We start from the raw sequence: 23,247 nt of genomic DNA on the forward strand, positions 1-23,247 counted from the left end.
ATTGTAGTCCTTCGAGTTCACTCGAAGTCAACACGAATCAAAAAAGCACAGGATCCCATATCCTGTGCTTCATCTTAACATATGCATGTCTTTCGCTTAGCGCCGAGCTTGCCTGCAGCCTTCACTTTGCGGATATAGGCCGCCGCTTCCGGTACTTTGCAAGCTGTCTCGCCCATATTGACCTGCACCTTGCCAATGGCTTCTGCCACTCGCATTGCCTCATCATGCAAGGCCAGTACATACGAACCCACTACAATGACAAATTGATTCATAACGTACCTCACCCGATTGCGTTCCTGATGAACCGTCGACTCGACGAGCGCGAGCATTCTCCTCAACTCTTCGATATCCAGCTTCTCATCCGAAGTAATCGAGATATAGTGCAGATAGGTGCTCCAGCCGCATGTCGCAATCAGCTCTTCACTGGATGCCATCCATTCGCGCGCTAATTCGAGGGCATACGGACTTTCCGCAGCCACACCAGCTACCGTACATTCTACAATCATATGCCATGAAGCCTTTTGGGCCCATGATTGCAGAAGCTCCTTGGTCATTACAGATGGATCGACCGTCAGCCCTGCCAAATACATCGCATCGCTATTCCCTGTATCGAACAGCGCACGCGCAAGCTGCTGATCCTTCTTAACTTCCTTGACCAGCTTCTTCAGATCGCCGATCTTTACACCAAACAGCGGCTCTGGTGCCCCATGTCGGAGGAACGTTTTCTTCGTTTGCTCTGTGCCCATCGCTTCCAGCTTCGCCATGACTTCATCCAGTGTCATTTGCAGCCCCCTGACCCCACTATATATAATCCAACTTATCCGAGTTCAAAATGATATATACCTAGTGAGTACGAATCAGGGCTATAACTTTGAAATTCTCCCTAACTTACTAAGGAAGCCAACCATTAATATCAAATAGCATATTCCTAAACCAAAATAGATTCCCCATAATCCTGCATGTAGAGATAAAATCCAGATGATCACTATGGATATGCCATAGATAATTGTAGAGAAATACATTACCCATTTTTCATAATCTATGCTTTGTAAAGTATATTTCATGATTTGTTGGGCAGCATTGATGAAGGAAATCAATAAAGCAATCATCAGGTAATCTTTTATCTGTGAAATTACTTCAACTTTATCTGTAATGAACCCACTTATGTAAGAAGAATAATTCACTATAACTATACTAAGAGGAATAATAATTAGGAATGATGATAAAAATGCGATCTTAACATATGTGAAATAGTCTCTATTTTTACTGTAGGCTTGAGCGGTTAATGTCATGCTGCAACCTGCATATGCGTAAGCAGGAAGCATCAAAAACTCCAATAAGGTTGTTATTACATTATAGGAAGCTATAGATGTCACATGGAGTCTTGACACAATCATAGTTAAAAAGATCATAAACAAAGAAGATTCAACCAAATCCTGTAGGGAAAGAGGAATATATAATTTTACAAGCTCTTTCAAGTGACTTCTATTGAACCTAAATTTAAAAATGTGAAAGCTATGCTTTTTGTAAGCTATGATGCAGATTAATACGCTTGAAAGCAAACCAACTACAGACCCTATTGCAGCACCGGTAGTACCTAATTGCGGGAAACCTAACTTGCCGAAAACCAGTACATAATCCAATGATATATTTACAATACTAGCGACTATGGTACTTATAAAAAATATTTTAGTTTTTCGCAAGTTTTTAAAATAAGCGGAAAATATAAATAATACAAGGTTAATACCTATGCCTATGCCACTAATATAAAGGTAATTTTCGGAATACTTCAACGTTAATGAATCAAGCCCATACAAATACACAAGTACCCATTTACCGCCAATTAAAATTAGACATTCGCAAATAACCCCTAATACGACTGCAAGCGTGATACTTGAATTAAATATATCGCCGAATGATTTTTTATCATCATTCCCAAGATACTTTGCACCAATAATATTGAATGCCACGCCAAGAAGTCCAATTGAGCCTGTTATAAAATAAATAAACGATCCTACAATACCAACAGCAGCAAATTCATGAATGGATAGCCTGCCAACAATAGCTTGATCCCCTATTTGGAATAATAATTGCATGAGATGCGCTGAAAGCATAGGTAAAACCATACTATTTATAAGAATAAAATCTGATTTATATTTTTTCCATATGCTTTTCACTGATTATATCCTTTATTTCAGTCTGGGTTATTTCTACAACAGAATTAAGCTGCCGCAAGAAATCTACAATATCGGAATATACTTCTTCATTACTTACTTCATATTCTTGAGCTATAATATTGGAAATTTCAGTCGCGTAATCAGTATATAACCAGTACCTTTGCCAATATGTGAACATAATCACATATAAATAACGGAAGAAAGGGAAGACTTACTTTACTTTTCTATACGACTTATATGATCCAACTTATCCGGGTTAAATATAACATAAACGTTGCTTATGCGATCTTGCTCAGCCGTTAGCTCACAGCAGCATACCGCCTTCACAACTCCTTGCTCCCGGTACACCATATTCAAACTCGTATTTACCATAGTGAAGGATAGATCCCAACTTCGCAGCGCCACGAACGCTTTAGGAGAAGTGAGCAGCCTCAGTACACGGCTTCTGCCTATAATAGGCCGCATAGCAGCATGGACTCTGCCTCCTCCATCGGTAGTCAGTCGTACATCCTCTGACAGCAAGGACAACAATGCCTCCATATCATATTGCTGAAAGGCGGTAACGAACTTAGAGACAAGCGTACGTCTGGCTTCCGTATCTTGACTGGCAGAGGGGGAATATTCTCGCGCGTGCTCCTTGGCGCGGCTCAATATTTTACGACAGTTGGAAGTCGACTTGCCTACCGCATCTGCGATTTCCTCATACTCATATTCGAATACTTCTCTCAGCAGAAATACGGCTCTCTCCATCGGAGTCATCCGTTCCAGCATAACCATATACGCATAGGACAACGAATCTGCACGCTCCGCCACTTGATCGGGCTGCTCCCCTTGTTCAACGATAGGCTCTGGAAGCCACTCCCCGAAATACGTCTCCCTTGTTCGACGAGAAGATTGCAGCACATTCAGACATCGGTTCGTCATCCACTTGGCGATATACGGCTTGATATGCCTGACATCGTCCAAATTCCTGCCAACCATACCCGCAAATAAATCCTGCACGGCATCCTCCGCATCAGACACCGTGCCCAGCATCCGATATGCAATTGAAAATGCTAAAGGCCGATAGCTGCGATACAATTGTTCAACAGGATCAGCCTCCTGTGTATGAACCGAATGAAGCTCTTTTACATCCATGTTCCCCCTCCTTTGCCCCTCATTCTACCATTCCAAGGCTATACTGATCCATGGAGCAAATAAGAAAAGAGGAGCACAAGGCTCCCCTCTACTTATCGAAGCATCCCGGATGCATTCCTGTCGAAATGGCAATGCGATTCCAGCAATTAATCGTCGCAATCGCGAGAATCAAATCTGCATATTCCTTCTCATTAAAATGCTCGCGTACCTTTTCATATACCGACTGTGGTACACCCGCATCCGCTATTTCTGTCACACATTCTGTTAATTCCAGAACAGCCTTTTCTTTGTCAGTGAATACTGGTGCTTCCCTCCACACACTAAGCAGCATGATGCGCTTCGTATGATCGCCCATCTTCATCAGATCTGCTGCGTGCATATCGATACAGAAGGCGCAACCATTGATTTGAGAAGCCCGTATCTTAATGAGTTCAAGCAGCACCGGATCAAGTGTACCGCTGACGAATTTGTCCAAAGCTAGCATGGCTTGATAAGCAGGGGCATTTGCCGTTCGGTAATTAAAGCGCAATTTCATTTCATTCACCTCATCTTGGATTTGGTTACATAAGCTAAGACAGATAAGGTACTCATTTTGTGACACGTCATAATCGATTTTTTGAATTTCCATTTGAGGTAAAAAAGTATCACCCCCGAATTCCCCCGCTAGTAAGCAGTTTGTAGTAAAATGGAGAATGGTTTTATTTGCATCTCATCTCTTGTTCGGATGTGAATTGCCGCATACAAACAAATCATAGTTCGATCGTGTTCGCACTTTTAGCTATGAGGGATTGAAGGGGTAAGGGAAAAGATGAAAGATTCGTTACGCAAGCTATTCACCAACTACTGGAGCCCTTACGTTGCGATCGGCATCGCAGGCGTACTCAGCGCGCTGTACTTCGGCATTACCAACACGGTATGGGCCGTCACCGGCGAGTTTACGCGCTTTGGAGGACATATCCTCCAACTGTTCGGCGTCGATATTTCCGATTGGGCTTACTTCAAATTGATACAAATGAAGGGCTCGACATTCGAGCGTACGGACGGCTGGATCGTGTGGGGCATGTTCATTGGCGCGCTCATCATGATCCTGTTCAGCAACAATTTCAAAATTCGCATGCCGAAGCAGAAGCGCCGCTTGGTACAGGGCCTGATCGGCGGCATTATCGCAGGTGCGGGCGCACGGCTCGCGCTTGGCTGCAACTTGGCTGCCTTCTTCACAGGCGTGCCGCAATTCTCGTTCCATGCCTGGATCTTCATGGTCGCGACTGCCATAGGAACCTATGCCGGGGTAAAGATCGTAGGCACTAAATGGTGGAAAGGCAAGCCGATCCTGCAAAAAGGGAATGCCGCGCCTACCATTCAACAAACAAGAAAAGTTCAGCCTTATATCGGCGGGCTTGTGGCACTGGCTTATATAGGACTTATCGTATACTTCTTCCTAGCAGGCAAGACGATGCTCGGCGTAGCCGCCATCTTCGGGGCTGCCTTCGGCATCTTGATCGAAAGAGGACAGATCTGCTTCACCTCCGCTTTCCGCGATCTGTGGATTAGCGGACGCGCAACGATGACCAAGGCTATTATCGGCGGGATGGCGATCAGCTCTGTCCTAACGCTCATCGTTATTCTCGTGAACGGCGTCGAGCCGATTACGAAAATGGCAGCACCAAGCACATTCCTCGGCGGCATCCTGTTCGGCATTGGTATCGTCCTTGCAGGCGGCTGCGAGACAGGGATGATGTACCGCCTCATGGAAGGACAAGTCATCTTCCTGCCTGTTTTCATCGGCAACATTATTGGCGCTACTGCGCTTGCGTACGCTTGGGATCATCTTGGCGTATTCGACCTGCTCGTGAAGAGTGGCGCGAAGATTAATCTGATTTCTGTGATGGGTCCAGCTTGGGCGATCATTGTCACACTTGTATTGCTTGCAATCGGTTATGCTGTAGCTAGCTACTGGCAAAAAAATTACCGCTTCGGCGTTGGATTCAAAAAAGGAGATGCAAAACAATGACGATTGATTTCACATTGGATCTTAGAGGAGAACCTTGCCCATATCCCGTTATCTACACGTTAGAGACATTGCAGGATATGGAGAAAGGACAAGTATTGCAAGTAATTGCCGACTGTCCAGCCGCCTTCAAGAACGTACCGGAAGAAGTGGTGAAGCACGGCTATACGCTCGCGCAAGACCCTGTTAAGAATGGACAGGAACTTATTTTCTATATTCAAAAATAGTAAAGACATGACAAAGGAGCTGCTCTGCAAGTAGTTAACTACTTCGCCTAAGCAGCTCCTTTTGATTTCTTATTTACTATCAGTTTCATCTTGCATGAATTCAGCATAATTCAGCCAGCTTGCCGCAGCAACTGTACCTAGGCCGGAATAACAAAAAAACCACTCTGTACTGCCGCTTCACGGATGACAGAGTGGTTCTATAGAATGCAGCAATCTCCAATATTACGCCTTGGACGGAGTCCACATATTCTCGATTTCCTCCAGCGATTTCCCCTTTGTTTCGGGTACAACACGCCAAGTAAAGAAGACGGTGAACAGCGCCAATATGCCGAATATCCAGAACGTAATGGCCGGCCCCGCAGAGCTAAGCATCGGCGGGAACGACTGGGATACGAGATAATCCGCCGCCCACAGCATCATAGACGCAATCGCCGTAGCCTTGCCGCGAATATGGTTCGGGAATATCTCGGACATGATCACCCATACAACCGGGCCAAGCGATATGGCAAAGGCTGCTACGTATACCAGAATGCAGACTAACACCAGCCAGCCGGATGAGTGCCCGGTCTGGAATGCAAGGCCGATAACGAACAAGCATATCGTCATTAAGGCAGATCCGACGAGGAGCAGCGCTTTGCGGCCGACTTTGTCAATCAACCACAGTGCCAAAATCGTGAACACGAAGTTGATGAACCCGACAAGAATCGTCTGTATGAGCGCTCCGTTCGTTCCTGCACCTGCTTGTTTGAAAATTTCAGGTGCGTAATACATGACCGCGTTAATGCCCGTTACCTGCTGAAGCACTGCCAACACGACGCCTACGATCAATGCCAGACGAAGCCCCGGCTTGAACAGATCCTTGATAGAACCTTTTTCCTGTTTGAATGATTCTTTAATATCCAACACTTCTTGGCGAGCCAATTCGTCGCCGTGAATTTTGCACAGAATTGGCAAGGATTCCGCTGCCCTGCCCTGCGTAATCAACCATCTAGGACTCTCTGGCACGAAGAACAACAGTACTAGGAACAGTACGCCTGGCACGGCTCCTACGCCGAACATCCAACGCCATGCATGTTCCACACCCCAAGCATGATCGCCTGCGCCAGCAATACCCATATTGACGAAATAGACGACAAAAATACCCGTTACGACTGCCAACTGATTCAAGGCAACCAGACGCCCGCGGAACTTCGCCGGCGCAATCTCCGCATTATAGAGCGGGCAGAGCGTAGAAGTAATCCCAATTCCGAGACCGCCGACAATACGCGCTGCGATATAGCCTGAGAACGTTGCTGGAATCGCTGAACCCACTGTGCCGACAATAAACAGAAGCGCAGCTGCAAGAAGTACCTTTTTACGGCCGAACTTGTCCGCCAAAATACCTGTACTTGCTGCCCCGATAATACATCCCACAATTAAGCTGGAAACTGCCCAGCCAACCTGGAATTCGGACAGGCCGAACTTTTCTTTCATGAAACCGATTGCACCAGAGACAACGGCAGTGTCGAAACCGAACAGCAAACCACCGAGTGCGGCTACAATCGATACAAGCGTAACATACTTCATATTTATTTGATTGTGTTCGTCTTGTTGCGTACTCATAACCTTATACCCCTTTGAGTAGAATCAATGATGACTGGAGCTTCATTATAACATCCAGCCTGTCCGATCATGACAGTCAAACCCTTCACTTCCTTGCGGATCATCAGCATAATATCGTTCCCCATCAGAACGAATTCCAAACATTGCCCGCGAACTAGCACATTCTTGTCTGAAAGACAAAAAAGTCCATGCCAACATACGGGCATGAACTTAATTCTCTGTACTGCGATATTCAGTTGGCGTTACGCCTGTTACCTTCTTAAATACACGACTGAAGTAATTCGGGTCTTTATAGCCTACCATATAGCACACTTCCTTCAGACTGTATTGTCCGTCCAAAATAAGCGCCTTGGCCTTGTCAATCCGCAGTCTTGTGACGTAGTCAATAAAGGTTTCACCCGTCTGCTGCTTAAAGACTTTGCTAAAATAATGCGGATTCAAGTGGACATGCTCTGCTACCTCCTCCAAGGAAAGCTCTTCATCGTACCGATCAAGAATATAGGCCGCAGCTCGATCCACGACATTCCCTGTCTGTTGTTCCCGCTCCTCGCGAATCCGCTTGATTGCATGCTCCACATAAGCTCCTTCGGCAGCAGTTCCACGTTCGTACCTATCATCGGGCTGCCAAGAGGCATTGTCCGCAGCCAATTGCAAATCTTCAAATCGGCATAGACTTCCCCAAGAGTTTGGACAAGTCGAGGCAAACACCGCTTCATAATAAGAACGCCGTATCCCCTCGATATGATGCTGAATGGTTCCAACACCGATCATAACGTCCAACCCGCACTGTCTGCGCAGGGAATTTATAATCTCGGTTCCAATGCCGGACACATCCTCCTGCATTGGTTCTCCCTGTATTGTTTCTTTATCCAAGATAAAAATAGCCATATGCTCATGGATAATTGGGCTTGCAATCCAATTGAATCGATCCTTTATCTGCTCCTTTACTGCACTCTTCACAGCATCGACCGCTAGCTGCCAATTCTCTGCTAATTGCAGCCCTGAAGCCGACTTCATATCCTTTATAGCAACGACAATTGCATATCCCCGATCAAGCGAAAGCTCCAAAATATCCGCTAGCTGCAAGGCATCTGCCATATAAGCCTGATCAGCCATTAAGGCAAGAGAGAGCTCGGTTTCGGCTAATGGGAGCAGCTGAAAGAATTTATCCCGAATGGCAAGCTGCTCATCCCGCTTTCTACGCTCATCCTTGATCTCATCAACGAGCCGCTGAAGAATTGACACAATTTGCTCCCGCTTGGCAGGCTTGACCAAGTATTCCTTCACCCCAAGGGAAAGAGCCTGCTTGGCATAGTCAAAATATTCATAGGCCGTAATCAGCACCATTTTCACGAGTGGATTGCGTTCCTTAATCTCCTTCAAGGCATCCAAGCCCTGAATACCGGGCATCCGCACATCCATCAGCACAATATGCGGACGATGCTCATCCGCCTTCTGGATGGCAACACGGCCATTATCCGCATGGATAATCTCGAAGGTGTCGGGCATCATCCTCGTAATAATCCACTCTAGGCCTTCTCGTTCCAATGCCTCATCGTCGGCAATCAGCAAACGATACATCTTCCCCCTCCTTTCTCATCACGACAACTCTCACCGGTCTTTTTCGGATTGCACCACGATGTTCGGAATTCGTATCATTACCGTCGTACCTTGGCCCGGCTCGCTATAAATATCGACCAGATCCGCTCTGCCATAGTACAGCTCCAGTCGCCGAAACACATTATATGTCCCTATCCCTGTAGATTGCCCGCCTCCACCGGAACGAGAATCAGTTGCTCCCTCATCCATTTGGAGTAAGGAATTGCGCGTCTCCTCCGACATTCCCATGCCATTGTCCGCGATCGATACCCGCACCCCATCCCGCACATGTTCGATAGTCAAGGTTACGACCGCTCCCGCCTCCATTCCCTCAATGCCATGCACAAATACATTTTCGAGAATCGGCTGCAGGGTGAGCACCGGAACAAGCACATCCAAGGCTGTCTCATCGATTTGCGTTACAAATTGGATGCGGTCACGGAACCGAGCCTGCTGAATCGTAAAGTATTCCTTCGCCTGCTCAACCTCGTCCCGAAGCGGCACGGGTTGATCGAGTTTGCGCAGATTATACCGGAGCAAATTGGACATAGACACTGTCAAATCGCTTGTACGTTCAGCGCCCTCCAGCAAAGCAAGCTTTGCAAGCACATTAAGCGAATTGAACAGGAAGTGCGGGTTCATTTGATTTTGCAGCGCCTTGAGCTCCAGCTCCTTCACAAGTCGATCCTTCTCTAAGCTCGCTTTATCTTTCTCGATCATTTGCAGAAGATCAGCCTGCATACGTCCGAAGGCTTCTGCAAGCGTGCGAAGCTCGTTGTTGCCCTCCACCTGCGGGGGCTTGCTCTGCAAATTACCGCGGGATATCGCTCTCGCCACATTTACCAGCCGCTTGATAGGCTCGGTAATACCTAGAGAAAGCCAATAAGCAAGTGCGATGCTGAGCAGCGTATTAAAGATAAAAATGCCGATTCCCCATTGATTCATCGCTTCTGTATGAGTGAAAATTTGCCGGTAGAACGGCTGATAAAAGCGCAGCTCTTCATCAATGAGCTGATGTCCCTCTTCCCGAATAAAGCCGGCTGTTGCCTCCAACTCCTCATAAAGAGGAACATAACGCAAGGAACTAGGCTCCTCTCGCGCTTGAAGCACAGCGGCCTCCTCCTCGATATAAGTGTCCAACAGATTCCGATAATTGCGGACTGCCGCTCCTGAGGATGGAAGGTTAGAAACCTGCTCTGTTAATTTTGATCGGAGCACAATCAGCCTATCTCGTTCCCGAAGGTATTCCTTGCGCGCACTGTCGCTTTGATCAAGCAGGTATATATTTAAGGCACGCAGGTTGTTATCGGCTTGGCCTGCAATCTGTTTGTACATCAATACCCGTTCCAGCATCACATTATAGCTGTGCTGTACGGTTGTCCCGCTTTGGAAAATAAAAAAGGAAACGCCATTGCTCATAATGAGCAGTGCTGGAATGAAGATCAATAACTTTTTCCGTATATTCATCGTTTGTCTAATACCTTAGTACCTGTATAGTGTGTGTTCGGATATGGATTATGCTCAAAAATACGGTGCAGGACAGATACAGCTTCGAATCCAATGTCTTTCGGCTGCTGCACAAGGGATGCAGCGATATCGCCACGCGCAATTGCACGCTGGGTTGCCTCCACATCATCGAAGCCAAATACAGTGACCCCGCTCTTATGCAGGGCTTGAAGGCCTTCGACAATGCCAACTGCGTCCCATGCACTGAATCCAATCATCGTTCGAATATCAGGATGTTCACTTAGCATGAGCTCGGCTTGTCTCGCGGCTTCGATTCGCGAAATATTCGATGACTGTACCGCTACTATTTCAAAGCCTGGAGTTTGCTCGATAATCGTTCGAAATCCCTCCAGCCGCATCTTCTGATTGTCGGCATGCTCGCTGCCTAGAATAATGCCAATCTTCCCTTGGTGGGCTGAATCACGAACGACCAACTGTCCCATTTGCACCCCTGCCGCTCGATTATCAGTCCCGATATAGGCTAATCTCTTACTGCTCGGGGCGTCTGAATCGACGGTTACAATGGGAATGCCCTGCTCGATTGCTTTGCTCACCAGCTCGTTATATTGTGGTTCGTCGATCCCTTGTGTCAGAATCGCGTCCGGCTTGGATGCAATCGCTTTAGACAGCAGCTTCATCTGTTCGGATGGATTAATGCGTATTGGGCCGGCGTATTCGATATTCATGCCGAACTGTGCGGCCGCCTCCTTTGCCCCCTGCTCCACCGTGCGCCAGAAGGGATTATCCAGCTCCTGAGCAATAAGCACGATATGTTTGAGCGATTGATGCCGTTCCGTATCCTGACCCGATTCAAGCTGCTGCACCAAGCGTTCAACCGCAAATGTGGAGGACAAAAATCGAACAGCTACATAACCGAATATAGCGAATAGGACGATCAGGCCTATCATCCACTTTCGTTTCGCCATGATGCCCCCCTTAATTCTTTTCTGAAATATAGGCTTTATTATACTAATCTGATCGCGAAAATGAAAACTAAGACCATTATGGCATTATTTGTTGTCCTTCGTTTGGCTTTCAGCAATTATTCAGCTAACGCTCAGTTCATGCTCAGTGAGCTTTAATGGATCATTCATCTAAGACAAGTACCCTATGTTTATCGGGAACATCGAATGAGGTGCAGTCCCCTAGAACCGGTAAAGGTGGATTAGAATGATGAGGAAATGGGTGTATGTGACAGCGATATTAATTGCAGCAGGCGCGGCCATCGCAATATATCTGACCCGGCAGCCGGCAGAGCAGACTTCTGCTTCAAATCCGGCAGCTCGAACCGTACAGGCGGTCAAGGGAAATATCGAAACCAAAGTATCTGGTTCCGGACTTGTTGGCGTAGCAGAAGTGACCAACGTCAAGGCAGGCTATAAAGGAACCATCAGCAAAATCAACTTCAAGGTCGGCGATCAAGTAAAAAAAGGACAGACGCTCGTTGCGTTTAAGAAGACAGACAATTCCGAGCGAATCAAGCAGACGGAGTTGTCTATCAAGAAGCAGCAGCTGCAAATGCAGCAGTTCCAGAAGCAATACAAAGAAGCGCCTGAGGAAAACCGGGATTCCATTCAGATAAACATGGAATCACTCACCTTAGAAATCGAGCAAAATGAGTCCACGCTTGCAAGTCTACAGGCAGAGGAAGCGGAAAATCATGATGTAGTCGCTCCAGCTTCAGGAACTATTAAGGAAAGCCAGATCGAAGATGGGAATGATGTGAACGAAAATACGGTGGTAGCTGTCATTGCAAACTATGAGAACTTGAAATTTGTAATGTCGGCTGACGAATTAGATATCCCATCCATTAAAACTGGACAGACAGCCAAAGTGACGCTTAATGCCTTCCCGAATAAAGAATTTACCGGAAAGATCACTTCGATTGGAAAAGAAGGCAATAGCTCAAATGGCGTAGCGACTTACGATGTAAATATCGGATTAACCAAGGCAGAAGGGGTGCTTGCGGGCATGTCGGGTCAAGCTGATATCGTTACGCAAGCGAAGCAGGATGTCGTGCTTGTACCGGTCGATGCAGTCATTACCATGGGCAGTAAACATTATGTGCGTGTACCTGATGAAGATGGGAGTGCTACTTCCCCAGAGAGTGATGCTAAGGAGACCGATAACCAACCAGCCAATGCAAGCAGCTCGTCACAGCAGGACGGCAATGAAACCCCTCGCCTAAATGGAGACAATGAACGCTCTAGTAAAGGATGGTCCAAAGCCAACCGCAGCGGATCTGGCGCCGCTGCTGGTGATGCAGGGCAAGGATATACGAGAAATGGGGGATACCTCGGACAGGCAGCAGGCACAGGAGGTGGTGGTAAGCTCATGGAGGTCGCCATCGGTATCAGCAATGATACGTATGCCGAAATTACGTCAGGCCTCCAAGCTGGAGATTCTGTCTTAGTGGCTATCCCGCAAGGCAAAGTTGGTGGAAGCAGCGGTACAGAGCAGAGACAACGCCAGGGCGGCATAAGCTTCGGCGGCGGATTCCCTGGAGGGTCTAGCTTCCCTAACGGGTCTTCAGGAGGTAGAGGTGGTCGCCAATGAAGCAGAATGTATCAGGCAATTCTTGCATCATTACTATATGCGATGTGAAAAAGTCATATCAAATGGGGCCTGAGGAGGTTCAAATCCTCAAAGGGGTTCATCTCGATATTCAACAAGGGGATTTTGTAGCTATTATCGGCCCTTCGGGTTCCGGTAAGTCCACTCTGATGAATGTCATCGGCTGTCTGGATACGCCAAGCTCCGGCAGCTATATGCTGGATGGAGTGGAAGTGAGCCGATTGAGCGACAACAAGCTGGCGGATATTCGCAATCGCAAGATCGGATTTATCTTTCAAAGTTTCCACCTGCTCCCCAAGCTTACCGCCATTGAAAATGTAGAGCTTCCGCTTATCTATCGCGGATTAGGAGCAAAAGATAGACAGGAAATGGCTGTACAGGCACTGCGTCAGGTCGGATTGGAGGACAGGATGGGACACCGGCCAAGCGAATTATCAGGCGGGCAGCAGCAGCGGGTAGCCATTGCCCGGGCACTGGCTGCGCATCCTCCAATCCTGCTTGCTGACGAGCCTACCGGTGCCTTAGATACGAGAACAGGACAAGAAGTAATGGAACTAATCAAGAAACTCAATCACGAGAGGCATACGATCATCCTTATCACCCATGACATGGAGGTGGCCGCCCACGCAAAACGAGTCGTCTTCATGAACGACGGCGTCCTGACAGAGGAAAGGGGGAATGGACGTGAAGCTGTCGCAAGGATTCAAAATGTCATGGCACAGTATACGCTCCAATAAACTGCGAACCTTCCTTTCGATGCTCGGCATCTTAATTGGAGTCGCTACGGTTATTTCCTTGATGGCCATGGGTCAAGGTTCCTCCAATGCAGTTGAGCAATCGCTGCAAAGCCTTGGCACGAATCAGCTGTCTGTCAATATTATGGGACGGGGCAGCCAAACGACACTAACGTTGGACGATGCGGTTCATTTGGCTGACGATATTCCGGATATCGAGGGACTGGCCCCCACAGTATCCGGAAATGCGACCGTTAAAAATGGCACGACTGAAGCCTCATCCGTATCTGTGGAAGGCATTACGCCAGACTATGAACGGGTCAAGGATTTCAAAAACCAAAGCGGCCGCTATATCGTACCCCTCGATATTACAGGTTATTCCCGAGTTGCCCTGCTTGGCGTAGATACAGCAGCTGAATTATTCAAGGGAGCAGATCCAACCGGACAAACGATATTGCTGAACGGTGTACGGTTTAAAGTAATCGGCTTGCTGGAGCCGAAAGGCAGCTCGCTCGGCGGATCGAATGACGAGAAAGTTCTCATCCCTATCACAACAGCACAGCGCTTGTTCCAGTCGGCTGGCGTGCGCTCTGTTGGCGTTAAGGTCGCACAAGAGGAGAAAATGGGCGATGTCTCGGCACAACTGGAAGCGAAGCTGACGAACTTGTTCCGTGGCAATACGGACAGCTTCAACATTTTCAACCAGCAAGATGTAAAGGATACGATGAGCTCAATCACGAAGACGCTGTCCACGATGATGGCGGGCGTCGCTTGCATCTCCCTAATTATTGGGGGAATCGGAATTATGAATATTATGCTGGTGTCCGTTACGGAGCGGACACGGGAAATCGGCATCCGCAAATCGCTGGGCGCCAAGAAACGCGATATTCTGTTGCAATTTCTGATTGAGTCCGTCGTTTTAAGCGGAATGGGCGGCTTGGCCGGTATCGGATTGGCTTATGCCGCCTGCTATGCCATGACTCATTTCATGTCCGTCGCAACCGCCATCCAAATAGATATTGTCATATATTCGTTTGCCTTTTCAGCCGTAATTGGAATTGTATTCGGGATATTTCCTGCCAACAAAGCAGCTTCTCTGAAGCCGGTAGATGCACTGCGTCATGATTAGAGAAGGCTTCCTTTCGCAATTGATAAGTAAAAACAGCCTGATTATCCGTTATCGGATATCAGGCTGTTTTTATGTTGATGCTATTTAAGAGAAATTCAAACCGAATAATATCATGCCTCTTAGCATGTCCATTCGCAGGAGCAGCGTTTCCGATTGACATCCGACTTGCCCTGCCGCTTGTTCCAAAGCATTTGCTTGTCCGCAATGTCCACCAGTTCATTCAAGCTCCGGCCTTGATTTGGGAAAGTTGAGCATCCGACGGAAATCGTCAAAGGGGTCTGTTCATCAATGGCTGGAAGCTGTATATGAGATAACAACGCATGCTGCACAACATGTGCTTCCTGATCGTTCGCGCATGGCACCATAATGACGAATTCATCGCCTCCCCAGCGCGCAACCTGCTTGTCTCGAATCTTGAGCTGCAGTAGCTGGCTGCTTATTTTCTTCAGCATCGTGTCTCCGACATGATGACCGTAATTATCGTTAACCGTCTTGAAGTTGTCCACATCAACAAAATAGACTGCCAACTTGCGGTTGGCGCTGGCAGCTCTTTTAGAGAGCTTACGGAAGATGCGCTGGGCCGCGCGACGAGTATAGGCCTTTGTTAGCGGATCCGTATCTCGCTCATATCGCAGCTTATCAATATATTTGCCAACTTGCCACGAAACCACAATAGCAAATGTTGACATAATCATAATAAACAAATGGTTTACGTCATGAATGGATAAATACACATGCAGTGATCCAATTGGAATCAATGACATAATAAACAGCAGTGCCCTGCCCTTACATTTCTTCATGCTCCACCTCGGAATATCGTTAATCAACATTATATTCCAACTCACTGAACATTTACTGAAACCAAGCCTACTACATTTTCTTTCTAAATAAAAGACCATCCACATAGGGTGAATGGTCATCGCGAAGCGTTAACTGCCGCAAAACCTTAGCAGCTTTTATACATCGTACTCCATCTGTCTTCTAGCTTGCGATATGAATTCCAACGGTGTGGGTACCGTCTCAGGAGAATATTCCAAAGCACCTACGATAAGACTCAACTCGATTTTGTACTTACCCGCAAATTCTACATTATTAAAGGAAGCAACCTTCTCCTTCAACCTCTCGATAACGACATTGGCTCCGTCACGGTCGGTGAACAGCAGCAGGCCCCATGTCGGATTCTCTGTATTCAGCATGTATAGCGAGTCGTTCATACGTATGCTTGTCTCACTCAGCTTAGACACATCATAGATCATTTTTGACATTTGTTCTTCACTAACCATTCGCTTCAGTTCGTCCCAATATCTCACCTGTACGACAAGCAGTGTCAGCGGAATATGATATCGCGTGGACAAAGCCATGAACACTTTGGCATCTTTTTGGAATGAGCGGCTATTTTTCAAGTCTGTGCTTTCATCCATCGTCGCCAGAGATGCATTTTTACGTTCCAATTGTTCGTTATCCGCTTGCAATTTTCGATTTCCATGGGTAAGCATAGCACTAACCACGGTAAAGGCCGGCGTCATGATAAGCCAGAAATAATTGTGGGCTCCAACGACTCCTCCCTCCACGACAGTCTGATACAATGTAAACGTCCCATATCCGAATAGAAACACAATATTTAGGACTAACCCTGTCGTCACACTCGTGAAGTACGTAACGATGGCGATGAGGAAGGCTACATTAAGCAGGATCATGTTCATGATGTAGCGGCTCGGCTCACCCACCGTAAATGCAATGCATACAAAGCTCAGCAAAAACCATAGCAAGAAGGCACCATCTGACAGAAGACTACTTTGATTTCGTTTCATCGTCAGCCCCCCGTTTTTTGCGGTATTTGCGAATGATGAAAATGAGAGATACGATCACGAGCAAACCGATAAGCATAGTAGCTACCATAAAGCCCAGAACGTCTCCACGCTGCAGTACCTGATCCATAATCGAGGTAGCTTGCTGCTCTGCCTGCTTCTTGAAGCGGAAGGCGTGGATGTCGCCGTCCTTGTTCGTGGCTACGCCATCTCCGTATATTCTCCACTTCGCATTATCACTGGCCAGCAGCTTGGAGGCCAAATAATCATATTCGGTGCTCGGGCCACTAATAGCCAGCAAGCCTCGGCCTTCCTCATACGGAGACTCGATCAATTGAAGCGTGCCTAATCGCTTGCCGTAATCCGCGTCCACGCTCATCTTCTCGTTGGAGACAAACCCTTCGCCATTCGCTCCGTATTTAAAATACAATTTATCATTGTTATCCCGGATAATTTTATTATTGTTATAGCTGCCAATTGCAATCACATTATGTGCCTTCAGGTCGGAAGCAGATGCTTGATCCGCGAAGAAGCGAACTTCTCCTGCATTGCCTTCGGCATATTGGCCAAGAAGATTGAATACATTCCCCAACGACTGGTACGTATACATATCTGGATTTTTCGGCATCACAACCGCAACTTGATTGAAGCTGCCGTCACGAAGGAATGGATTCGGATAACTGTCGAACAACAGCTCTGTCTTATCCTTCGTTTTCAACTGCAGTACTGAATCCTTCGTAATAAATGCCCAAGGCATCTCATCCTGAGGTTCCATGCACACGACATTTTGAAGCTCCAAGTCAAATGCAACCGTGATCGTAAAGCTACCTGTTACATCTAAATTGTTTGGAATCGGCAAAGTTAATGTATCCTTGTTGGCTAGATCCATACTCAGTTTCTTGCTGCCGATCGGCGTGTTGTTAATGAGCACCGTAACCATGGAGCGATCAAAATCGAGATTAGTCGCATATCGCATATCCAGATGGATTTTGCTCGCCTCGGCAATCGTGCGGTTGGCTGGAAGCGAAATGAAGTATGATTTCTCTTGATGCATCCAGCCTTTCAGCTTGTCGCCATTGTCGGTAAGCTTCATGTCCCTGCTAATGCTGACTTCAGGCGTCGCAACATCCGTATCCCCCGATACAATTTTCGTATCCCCGTCCAACTGCTTGACCAGTTCTTGATTTGCCAGCAATCGTCCTGCCTTCACCAGCATAGCAGGATCCTGAGAAGTAACGACAAGAGTCGGCTGTGTATCGGTTCGAATCACACGGATCACCGCAGCTTGTGCGACATCTACTTTGCCCAGTTCACTCTTCCAAGCCGCTGGCAGCTGATTGTACAAGGCCACAGCCACAACTGCTTTTTTCCCCTTTAAGGCGTCAGTGTCGAATGCATACATCGGAATTTGTTTTTGCTTCAGCCTATTTTGCTTCGCAAAGCCTGTAAGTGCATATACGGCCGACTCCAGCTCAGCAGAGCTGCTGTTCCTAGGTATCGCAATCGCGCTAAGCCCTGTGCTGATCGTATCCATGCCCGTAAAATGGCGGCTAAAATCGCGAATGCTTGGCTTAATCGCCTCACTCGTATATCGAATGGAAGCGCCTGACGTCGCAAACAGCTGCAGCCAGTTGTCACGCTTCTCCGACGGCATACAAATTTGATTTGCGTCAGTAGTAACAATATAGCCTTCGATCGTTAATGTATTATTTCCTTTTACCAGCAGTTCCTTCGGGACGGATACCGTAAGCCGACGTTTTGGATCATCGCTGACTTCGGGACGGAAGGAATGAAACTTCTTTCCATTCAATGCCAGCGTTACGCTGGATCGTTCTCTTTTCGTCAAAGGCGATGCCTTATAATCGACATGGATCTTAACTTCGTCAACCTTCCAATACTCTTCAGTTTGAAAGTTGAACTGTCTAGAGGACATAATTCCGGACAAAGAGGTGTCCGCACTTGAAAATGTCTCTTCATACGTATTCAGTTGAGCAGAGCCCATTGTGGGAGCCACAGCTGCCGAGGCCTGTCCAAGCTGTCCCAATAACAAGGACAAGCAAGTCATGCCGACTACGATCCACCGTTTATTCACAAGCTTCTCTCTCCTGTCTTTTCTTCATATAATGAGTATTCCGTCATCGAACGAGTTCCTTATACATGCGGGTCAAAATGGTCAACATGCTGCGTGATCAAAAGAGTTACTTCCTAAAATACTACGTGTTCAAAATCAACTTTCTAAAAGCGTTCTGTTTTGTACCACTTGACCTCCCGCTTGAATAATAAGTCCTTCACATAGTTATAGAGCCCATAAGCGGCTACGACCATCCACATCTGGCAATACGATACATACATCAGCATAATGATCCACAGATTGGAGAGCACCATCTCCCCCTTTTCCGTGATTAGCGTAATATAAGTCCCTAAGATGAACAACGTGATGGCCAGCAGCCATAAGAAGGAGCTAAAGCCGGCTATCGTCGTATGCACGTAACCTAAGGCATGCAGAATGAGCAAAATATCGGACATGACTAATGAGGTAAGCAGCAAAAAGTAAATCGATAAAAAATAGAGAATGTCGAAGCGAATATTTCGTGCCTTTCGGTCAAAAAGCAGTGGAATGTTTTTGATAATGACGTAAATATTGCCCTTTGCCCAGCGCGTTCGCTGTTTGAACCACACCTTTACCGTCTGTGGCTCCTGTTCCCATGTTACAGACTTCGGCTGAAACTTAATTCGATACCCCATCATGTAAATGCGAAAGCTAATTTCCGTATCCTCAGCAATCGCCTTTACATCCCAGCCGCCTATGCTTTCCACGATACTGCGCCGCATAATGAAGTTCGTCCCCGGAATCGTACACAGCTTGAATAGTTTCCATCGCCCAGCCTGAGCCATCCATTGGAACGACAGCGTCTCGATGTTAATAAAGCGCGTAAGCAGGTTCGTGTTGCGGTTGCGGGTACGGAACTTGCCGATTACCGCACCAAGCGTATCGTCATTCGTAATCTCTGCTACCAGATAGCGAAGAGCTGTCTTCTCCGGCGTATTGTCTGCGTCATAGATAGCAATCAGTTCGCCTCGACTCCGCTTGAATCCGATATTGAGCGCGTTGGACTTGCCTTTGCCCCCCGTCACCGCATCCGTGTTAATGACTATCAGATTGCGACCCTCATGCTTGTGCTGCAAATTGCCCAGCAGTTCGCTGCTGTTATCTGATGAATTATCATTGATAACAATAATCTCGTATCGATCATGAGGATAATCCAGCGCCAATAGTGACTCCACCGTCTTCGTGATGACCTTTCCTTCATTATGGGCAGGCACCATGATAGAGACGAATGGAGCCTCACCCTTAATTTCCGGCACTTCCTCGTTCTCGATTTTGATGTAGTACAAGTAACCTGCAATGATAAGAACGACGTTGACAAGCAAGAGCGACCAAATACAGATAACCGCTATGAGCATTAAAATATCTGCAGTCGTCATGGCTATCTCCTTATTTGTAATATTTGCGCTTGTACAGCCGCTTCCCCACGATGAGGAACCCTGTGAACGCAATAAGCGTCAGAATAATAATGACAATAAAAATTTTGTTCTGTACATTAAACAAGGTCTCGAAGCTCTTCACTTCTTTTTCCTTATATGCAAAATCCGAGCTTACCTTCTTGATCACGACATCTAAGTTTACACCCTGTCCGTTAATGGTCACACTGCCGCCTCGGGACATAATGATGCTGTTAGGCGTACGAACGGTATGTGGGGCTTGTTTATAATCAGAAAACGATATCCAACTGCTCTCCAATTGCTCTACGATGTCGTTCATCTTCTCCTCTGTATTGGGAAGATCAAAGGTTAATGCTGTATTCATAGGCATCGCAGGCACTAAAGTCCCGGAATGACCGAATTGCTTCAAAAATTCAGGCTGCATGCTGTATGCGGAGAACGAAAACGCCTTAGACTCATTCGTCTTGACTCTGTACTTCAACGTCTTATTTGGAAACAACACGACCGAGTCCGTAAAGCTCATGCCCTCTTCTGCGTACCTTTGGTCATATGTCCAGTAGAAATCTGCTCCAAGTCCCAAAGGTGCAACACCATAGTCTGCAAGCACATCAACGAACCCTTCCATCTTTCCCTTCAATGTCGTATCGCGTAGGTTGACCGTCGAGGCTACGACTGGGGCATTCGCAATAATGCTTCCCTTGCGGGATTGGACATACTTCAGCGTCTCCATATATCGCTTCATGGCCGGATAGTCGGTATTCATGAACACAGGCTGCACACTTGCGATGAACGGGATTCCCGCCTCATACATCCGGTCGGCAAGCCGCTCCAGCAGCCGCAAGTCTGAGAACGGATAGATTTCCTTAAAAATAACGTAGCTGCGAGCCTCTCCTGCAATGCCCAGCCAGTCCCGCAACAAGTGCGACATTGCCAGCTCACTGATGTTGCCCCCCTCGAAGTAAGCGGCATAGCCGTAGCGGCCGTTTCGCACACCATAAGGGTGTTCGGACGGGGCGCCTGCTGAGCTGAGGCTCCCGTAATGAGTGCCCGCAGCATGCTCGATAATGCTCACTTGCTCGGTACGGATTGCGTCTTGTACAAAGCGGTTAATCGTGATTCGAATTGGGCCAGGGACTCCGCTGCGGACGCGAAGCTCCAAGCTTGCAGTTACCACTTCCGGGACTCTCGCACCGATATGCAAATATTTACCTCGATACTGTTCGACATCTTGAAGAAAATCCTGACTTGATTCCTTCAAATCAGTTAAGTTATGAATCCCTATCACTTTTGCATAAGCGTCCATCTGCCCCCGCTGATAATGGTCAGAACGAACAAGCGTAACTTGGATGCCATAGGAAGCCAGCAGGCGCTGCATTGCCTCGACATTCCCCTCTCGCGTTGTTCCTTTGTCCAAGCTGTCGTAGATGAGCAGCACCTTGGAGGCAGCTTGCTCTGCCGCTCGGATAGGCAATGGCATCCCACACCCAAGCATCACTACAAGCATCCATATTATGAATTTTTTTTGGATCACGCGTTACATCACCACCTTGGCTCCCTCATGAACATGAGTGCCGGTATCAGAAGTAAGCAGTGCAGAATCTTCATCCTGTCTGCTCCATAAGCGTCTGCGTATCGCGTCAGACACCGTTACAAACGTGACAAGGTCAAAAACCGCCGTAAAGACAAATTCATGCTTCGCTAAATCGGCATCCCCTGCACCAATAATGGATACTGCGATTCCCGACAACCCCATCAAAATCATAATAAAAATGAAGGTAAATCGGATCATGCGCCGTATTTGCTTGGCCCTTATCGCAGCGATAAAGGAAGGCATATACAGTCCAGTGACAAGCACAATCCATAAAGTAACGAAACCGAATGTTTTCGGCGCCATCTTGGCCTTCAGAATGCTGTAGCCAGAAAAAAACGACGTCTGAGCGCGAAATGGCTTTCCAACTGATAGCTCGTAATTGCCCATTGCAGGAGGACGAATCTTGAATGCACTCTTGGCGGCCAAATCCAGCATATCGATAGCTTTAGAAGGATGGGTAAGGTAATAGCCAAGTATCGATACAAATCCGTATTTGCTGTAGAATTGATTTTCTAAAATTTCAGAATCTACATCTACAGTTGTGTAAAGCTCGTAATAAATACTTTTGTTCAGTATGGCGTACTGCTTGTCCATATTGAATTTTTCCAATGTCGATTCCGGATCATCGGAACCCATCAATATTCCCCGCGTCATCGCGTGGTATTGGTTAATGTTCACGAACTCCTTCGGTATGAGCGTGTAGGTGCCGATGCCGGCCAAAAGCAGAAGTACGAGCGTTGAAGACATCAATGCCCGGTATGTTCTTTTTTTCCGAATAAAGATAAGGAAGATGCCAAATATGCCGAGAATGATGCCAAGTGGCGCGTTCTGTTGTTTACTTGTTGTCAACAGCAATCCGCTGGCCAACAGTACCCCCATCATGACATAGTCATTGTATCGATTCCGATAGATGAGCAGCCCTGAGGCAAACACAAATATCAGCATAATGAAAACAACGCTCTCCCCAAAGAAGGAGTTGAAGTAAGCGGTATATGCGGTATCACCGAATAAAAATATCGCGATAATGGATATCGGATATGCGTACTTGGAAGCAACCTTCCACGTTAAGCTCTCCACAAGCAAATATACGGCAATGGTATACAACACCAGAAAAATAGCCGCTTGGAAGCGGATATCGAATATCTCATGGCTGTACAATAATTGATTAAGCCAAATCGCTGCTTTAATAAATACCGATTGAGAAGAGAACAATGTTGCCGCATTCTCGTTGTAGTATTGGAATATTCCATATTGCTTAATAAAATATCCAAAATACTGGCTGTCATAATCAGGCGCATTAAAGTATAGGCCATTGCTGTATAGGATGCGGAAATAGTCGCCGTTATCTGCCATGCCGATATAGGGGGGAACAAATAATGCCATGCAGGTAATTATAAATACTCCCGCGGCAGCTAGCAGTGCTGGCGTGACATAGCGGCGCAGGGACTCCAGTCTCTGCTCAATTTTCATTTTGGACCATATGCCCGCCATCGGGTCGGCCTCCTTTCCCTATCTATAACGCCCCATAATATGAGACGTTGGTCTTATTTTTAACACCCTGGAATCAGTCTGAAAGAAGTATAATCGCTATTACATTCGACGAATTCCTGTATGATCCTTGGAGAATCAAGGAAAATTTTTGTATTTTCTG

At 46.9% G+C, this 23,247-nt stretch carries 20 protein-coding genes; 5 read left to right on the plus strand and 15 right to left on the minus strand.

What is annotated here, in order from left to right:
• Nucleotides 1-74: 74 nt before the first annotated feature.
• The 5 genes from ACQ5BJ_RS18335 to ACQ5BJ_RS18355 form a co-directional block, all read right to left on the minus strand.
• On the minus strand, nucleotides 75-782 hold the full coding sequence (locus tag ACQ5BJ_RS18335; protein WP_005545166.1) for a DNA alkylation repair protein: 708 nt from the start codon (nucleotides 780-782) through the stop codon (nucleotides 75-77).
• Nucleotides 783-863: 81 nt separating this feature from the next.
• Nucleotides 864-2,177, minus strand: a complete 1,314-nt coding sequence (locus ACQ5BJ_RS18340) for an MATE family efflux transporter (protein WP_430111846.1) — start codon at nucleotides 2,175-2,177, stop codon at nucleotides 864-866.
• Entirely contained in the window at nucleotides 2,152-2,355 is a 204-nt protein-coding gene (locus ACQ5BJ_RS18345; RefSeq protein WP_412071005.1) for a PqqD family peptide modification chaperone, read from the minus strand. The genes ACQ5BJ_RS18340 and ACQ5BJ_RS18345 overlap by 26 nt, the downstream gene beginning before the upstream one ends.
• 38 nt (nucleotides 2,356-2,393) lie before the next feature.
• Nucleotides 2,394-3,314, minus strand: a complete 921-nt coding sequence (locus tag ACQ5BJ_RS18350; protein WP_268620312.1) for an RNA polymerase sigma-70 factor — start codon at nucleotides 3,312-3,314, stop codon at nucleotides 2,394-2,396.
• 88 nt (nucleotides 3,315-3,402) lie between these two features.
• On the minus strand, nucleotides 3,403-3,849 hold the full coding sequence (locus ACQ5BJ_RS18355) for a carboxymuconolactone decarboxylase family protein (protein ID WP_268620311.1): 447 nt from the start codon (nucleotides 3,847-3,849) through the stop codon (nucleotides 3,403-3,405).
• A 273-nt stretch (nucleotides 3,850-4,122) separates the two neighbouring features.
• Here ACQ5BJ_RS18355 and yedE point away from each other — a divergent pair, with 273 nt between their 5' ends.
• Complete coding sequence (gene yedE, locus ACQ5BJ_RS18360; protein WP_430111849.1) at nucleotides 4,123-5,325, plus strand: selenium metabolism membrane protein YedE/FdhT; 1,203 nt, start codon at nucleotides 4,123-4,125, stop codon at nucleotides 5,323-5,325.
• Complete coding sequence (gene yedF / locus ACQ5BJ_RS18365) at nucleotides 5,322-5,549, plus strand: sulfurtransferase-like selenium metabolism protein YedF (RefSeq protein ID WP_021260862.1); 228 nt, start codon at nucleotides 5,322-5,324, stop codon at nucleotides 5,547-5,549. Before yedE ends, yedF begins: the two co-directional genes overlap by 4 nt.
• Before the next feature lie 222 nt (nucleotides 5,550-5,771).
• Here yedF and ACQ5BJ_RS18370 read toward each other — a convergent pair whose 3' ends face one another.
• The 4 genes from ACQ5BJ_RS18370 to ACQ5BJ_RS18385 all read right to left on the minus strand — a co-directional run bounded on the left by ACQ5BJ_RS18370 (nucleotide 5,772) and on the right by ACQ5BJ_RS18385 (nucleotide 11,182).
• Nucleotides 5,772-7,151, minus strand: coding sequence for a sugar porter family MFS transporter (locus tag ACQ5BJ_RS18370; RefSeq protein WP_268620310.1), 1,380 nt, complete (start codon nucleotides 7,149-7,151; stop codon nucleotides 5,772-5,774).
• 210 nt (nucleotides 7,152-7,361) lie between these two features.
• The gene (locus ACQ5BJ_RS18375) at nucleotides 7,362-8,732 is read right to left on the minus strand and encodes an AraC family transcriptional regulator (protein ID WP_005545183.1); all 1,371 of its coding nucleotides are present in this window, start codon (nucleotides 8,730-8,732) and stop codon (nucleotides 7,362-7,364) included.
• Between the two features lie 30 nt (nucleotides 8,733-8,762).
• Complete coding sequence (locus ACQ5BJ_RS18380; RefSeq protein ID WP_430111851.1) at nucleotides 8,763-10,217, minus strand: sensor histidine kinase; 1,455 nt, start codon at nucleotides 10,215-10,217, stop codon at nucleotides 8,763-8,765.
• On the minus strand, nucleotides 10,214-11,182 hold the full coding sequence (locus ACQ5BJ_RS18385; protein ID WP_430111853.1) for a sugar-binding protein: 969 nt from the start codon (nucleotides 11,180-11,182) through the stop codon (nucleotides 10,214-10,216). The genes ACQ5BJ_RS18380 and ACQ5BJ_RS18385 overlap by 4 nt, the downstream gene beginning before the upstream one ends.
• A 244-nt stretch (nucleotides 11,183-11,426) precedes the next feature.
• Here ACQ5BJ_RS18385 and ACQ5BJ_RS18390 point away from each other — a divergent pair, with 244 nt between their 5' ends.
• From ACQ5BJ_RS18390 to ACQ5BJ_RS18400, 3 genes are read left to right on the plus strand one after another with little or no spacing between them, the layout of a single operon-like run.
• Nucleotides 11,427-12,812, plus strand: coding sequence for an efflux RND transporter periplasmic adaptor subunit (locus ACQ5BJ_RS18390; RefSeq protein WP_430111855.1), 1,386 nt, complete (start codon nucleotides 11,427-11,429; stop codon nucleotides 12,810-12,812).
• Nucleotides 12,809-13,567 carry an ABC transporter ATP-binding protein gene (locus ACQ5BJ_RS18395; protein ID WP_430111857.1) on the plus strand — a complete coding sequence of 253 codons (759 nt, stop codon included), beginning with the start codon at nucleotides 12,809-12,811 and terminating at the stop codon, nucleotides 13,565-13,567. The genes ACQ5BJ_RS18390 and ACQ5BJ_RS18395 overlap by 4 nt, the downstream gene beginning before the upstream one ends.
• Entirely contained in the window at nucleotides 13,509-14,693 is a 1,185-nt protein-coding gene (locus ACQ5BJ_RS18400; protein ID WP_005545192.1) for an ABC transporter permease, read from the plus strand. The genes ACQ5BJ_RS18395 and ACQ5BJ_RS18400 overlap by 59 nt, the downstream gene beginning before the upstream one ends.
• A 119-nt stretch (nucleotides 14,694-14,812) precedes the next feature.
• Here ACQ5BJ_RS18400 and ACQ5BJ_RS18405 read toward each other — a convergent pair whose 3' ends face one another.
• From ACQ5BJ_RS18405 to ACQ5BJ_RS18430, 6 genes are all read right to left on the minus strand, one after another.
• On the minus strand, nucleotides 14,813-15,493 hold the full coding sequence (locus tag ACQ5BJ_RS18405) for a GGDEF domain-containing protein (RefSeq protein WP_430111860.1): 681 nt from the start codon (nucleotides 15,491-15,493) through the stop codon (nucleotides 14,813-14,815).
• Nucleotides 15,494-15,649: 156 nt separating this feature from the next.
• Nucleotides 15,650-16,504, minus strand: a complete 855-nt coding sequence (locus ACQ5BJ_RS18410) for a diguanylate cyclase domain-containing protein (RefSeq protein ID WP_171417442.1) — start codon at nucleotides 16,502-16,504, stop codon at nucleotides 15,650-15,652.
• Complete coding sequence (locus ACQ5BJ_RS18415) at nucleotides 16,485-18,593, minus strand: cellulose biosynthesis cyclic di-GMP-binding regulatory protein BcsB (RefSeq protein WP_005545195.1); 2,109 nt, start codon at nucleotides 18,591-18,593, stop codon at nucleotides 16,485-16,487. Before ACQ5BJ_RS18415 ends, ACQ5BJ_RS18410 begins: the two co-directional genes overlap by 20 nt.
• Nucleotides 18,594-18,736: 143 nt before the next feature.
• The gene (locus ACQ5BJ_RS18420) at nucleotides 18,737-19,987 is read right to left on the minus strand and encodes a glycosyltransferase family 2 protein (RefSeq protein ID WP_005545196.1); all 1,251 of its coding nucleotides are present in this window, start codon (nucleotides 19,985-19,987) and stop codon (nucleotides 18,737-18,739) included.
• Between the two features lie 10 nt (nucleotides 19,988-19,997).
• Nucleotides 19,998-21,536, minus strand: a complete 1,539-nt coding sequence (locus ACQ5BJ_RS18425; RefSeq protein ID WP_268599222.1) for a hypothetical protein — start codon at nucleotides 21,534-21,536, stop codon at nucleotides 19,998-20,000.
• 3 nt (nucleotides 21,537-21,539) lie between these two features.
• Nucleotides 21,540-23,087 carry a hypothetical protein gene (locus ACQ5BJ_RS18430; RefSeq protein WP_268599221.1) on the minus strand — a complete coding sequence of 516 codons (1,548 nt, stop codon included), beginning with the start codon at nucleotides 23,085-23,087 and terminating at the stop codon, nucleotides 21,540-21,542.
• Nucleotides 23,088-23,247 lie beyond the last annotated feature (160 nt).

Source organism: Paenibacillus sp. B1-35, from assembly GCF_050474385.1.
GTDB lineage: Bacteria > Bacillota > Bacilli > Paenibacillales > Paenibacillaceae > Paenibacillus_B > Paenibacillus_B alvei.

Bases quoted from the DNA above. Each gene is read 5' to 3' on its own strand.
- ACQ5BJ_RS18335 (WP_005545166.1), bottom strand. From the start codon at position 782: ATGACACTGGATGAAGTCATGGCGAAGCTGGAAGCGATGGGCACAGAG.
- ACQ5BJ_RS18345 (WP_412071005.1), bottom strand. From the start codon at position 2,355: ATGTTCACATATTGGCAAAGGTACTGGTTATATACTGATTACGCGACT.
- ACQ5BJ_RS18350 (WP_268620312.1), bottom strand. From the start codon at position 3,314: ATGGATGTAAAAGAGCTTCATTCGGTTCATACACAGGAGGCTGATCCT.
- ACQ5BJ_RS18355 (WP_268620311.1), bottom strand. From the start codon at position 3,849: ATGAAATTGCGCTTTAATTACCGAACGGCAAATGCCCCTGCTTATCAA.
- yedE (WP_430111849.1), top strand. From the start codon at position 4,123: ATGAAAGATTCGTTACGCAAGCTATTCACCAACTACTGGAGCCCTTAC.
- yedF (WP_021260862.1), top strand. From the start codon at position 5,322: ATGACGATTGATTTCACATTGGATCTTAGAGGAGAACCTTGCCCATAT.
- ACQ5BJ_RS18370 (WP_268620310.1), bottom strand. From the start codon at position 7,151: ATGAGTACGCAACAAGACGAACACAATCAAATAAATATGAAGTATGTT.
- ACQ5BJ_RS18375 (WP_005545183.1), bottom strand. From the start codon at position 8,732: ATGTATCGTTTGCTGATTGCCGACGATGAGGCATTGGAACGAGAAGGC.
- ACQ5BJ_RS18380 (WP_430111851.1), bottom strand. From the start codon at position 10,217: ATGAATATACGGAAAAAGTTATTGATCTTCATTCCAGCACTGCTCATT.
- ACQ5BJ_RS18385 (WP_430111853.1), bottom strand. From the start codon at position 11,182: ATGGCGAAACGAAAGTGGATGATAGGCCTGATCGTCCTATTCGCTATA.
- ACQ5BJ_RS18390 (WP_430111855.1), top strand. From the start codon at position 11,427: ATGATGAGGAAATGGGTGTATGTGACAGCGATATTAATTGCAGCAGGC.
- ACQ5BJ_RS18395 (WP_430111857.1), top strand. From the start codon at position 12,809: ATGAAGCAGAATGTATCAGGCAATTCTTGCATCATTACTATATGCGAT.
- ACQ5BJ_RS18400 (WP_005545192.1), top strand. From the start codon at position 13,509: ATGGACGTGAAGCTGTCGCAAGGATTCAAAATGTCATGGCACAGTATA.
- ACQ5BJ_RS18405 (WP_430111860.1), bottom strand. From the start codon at position 15,493: ATGAAGAAATGTAAGGGCAGGGCACTGCTGTTTATTATGTCATTGATT.
- ACQ5BJ_RS18410 (WP_171417442.1), bottom strand. From the start codon at position 16,504: ATGAAACGAAATCAAAGTAGTCTTCTGTCAGATGGTGCCTTCTTGCTA.
- ACQ5BJ_RS18420 (WP_005545196.1), bottom strand. From the start codon at position 19,987: ATGACGACTGCAGATATTTTAATGCTCATAGCGGTTATCTGTATTTGG.
- ACQ5BJ_RS18430 (WP_268599221.1), bottom strand. From the start codon at position 23,087: ATGGCGGGCATATGGTCCAAAATGAAAATTGAGCAGAGACTGGAGTCC.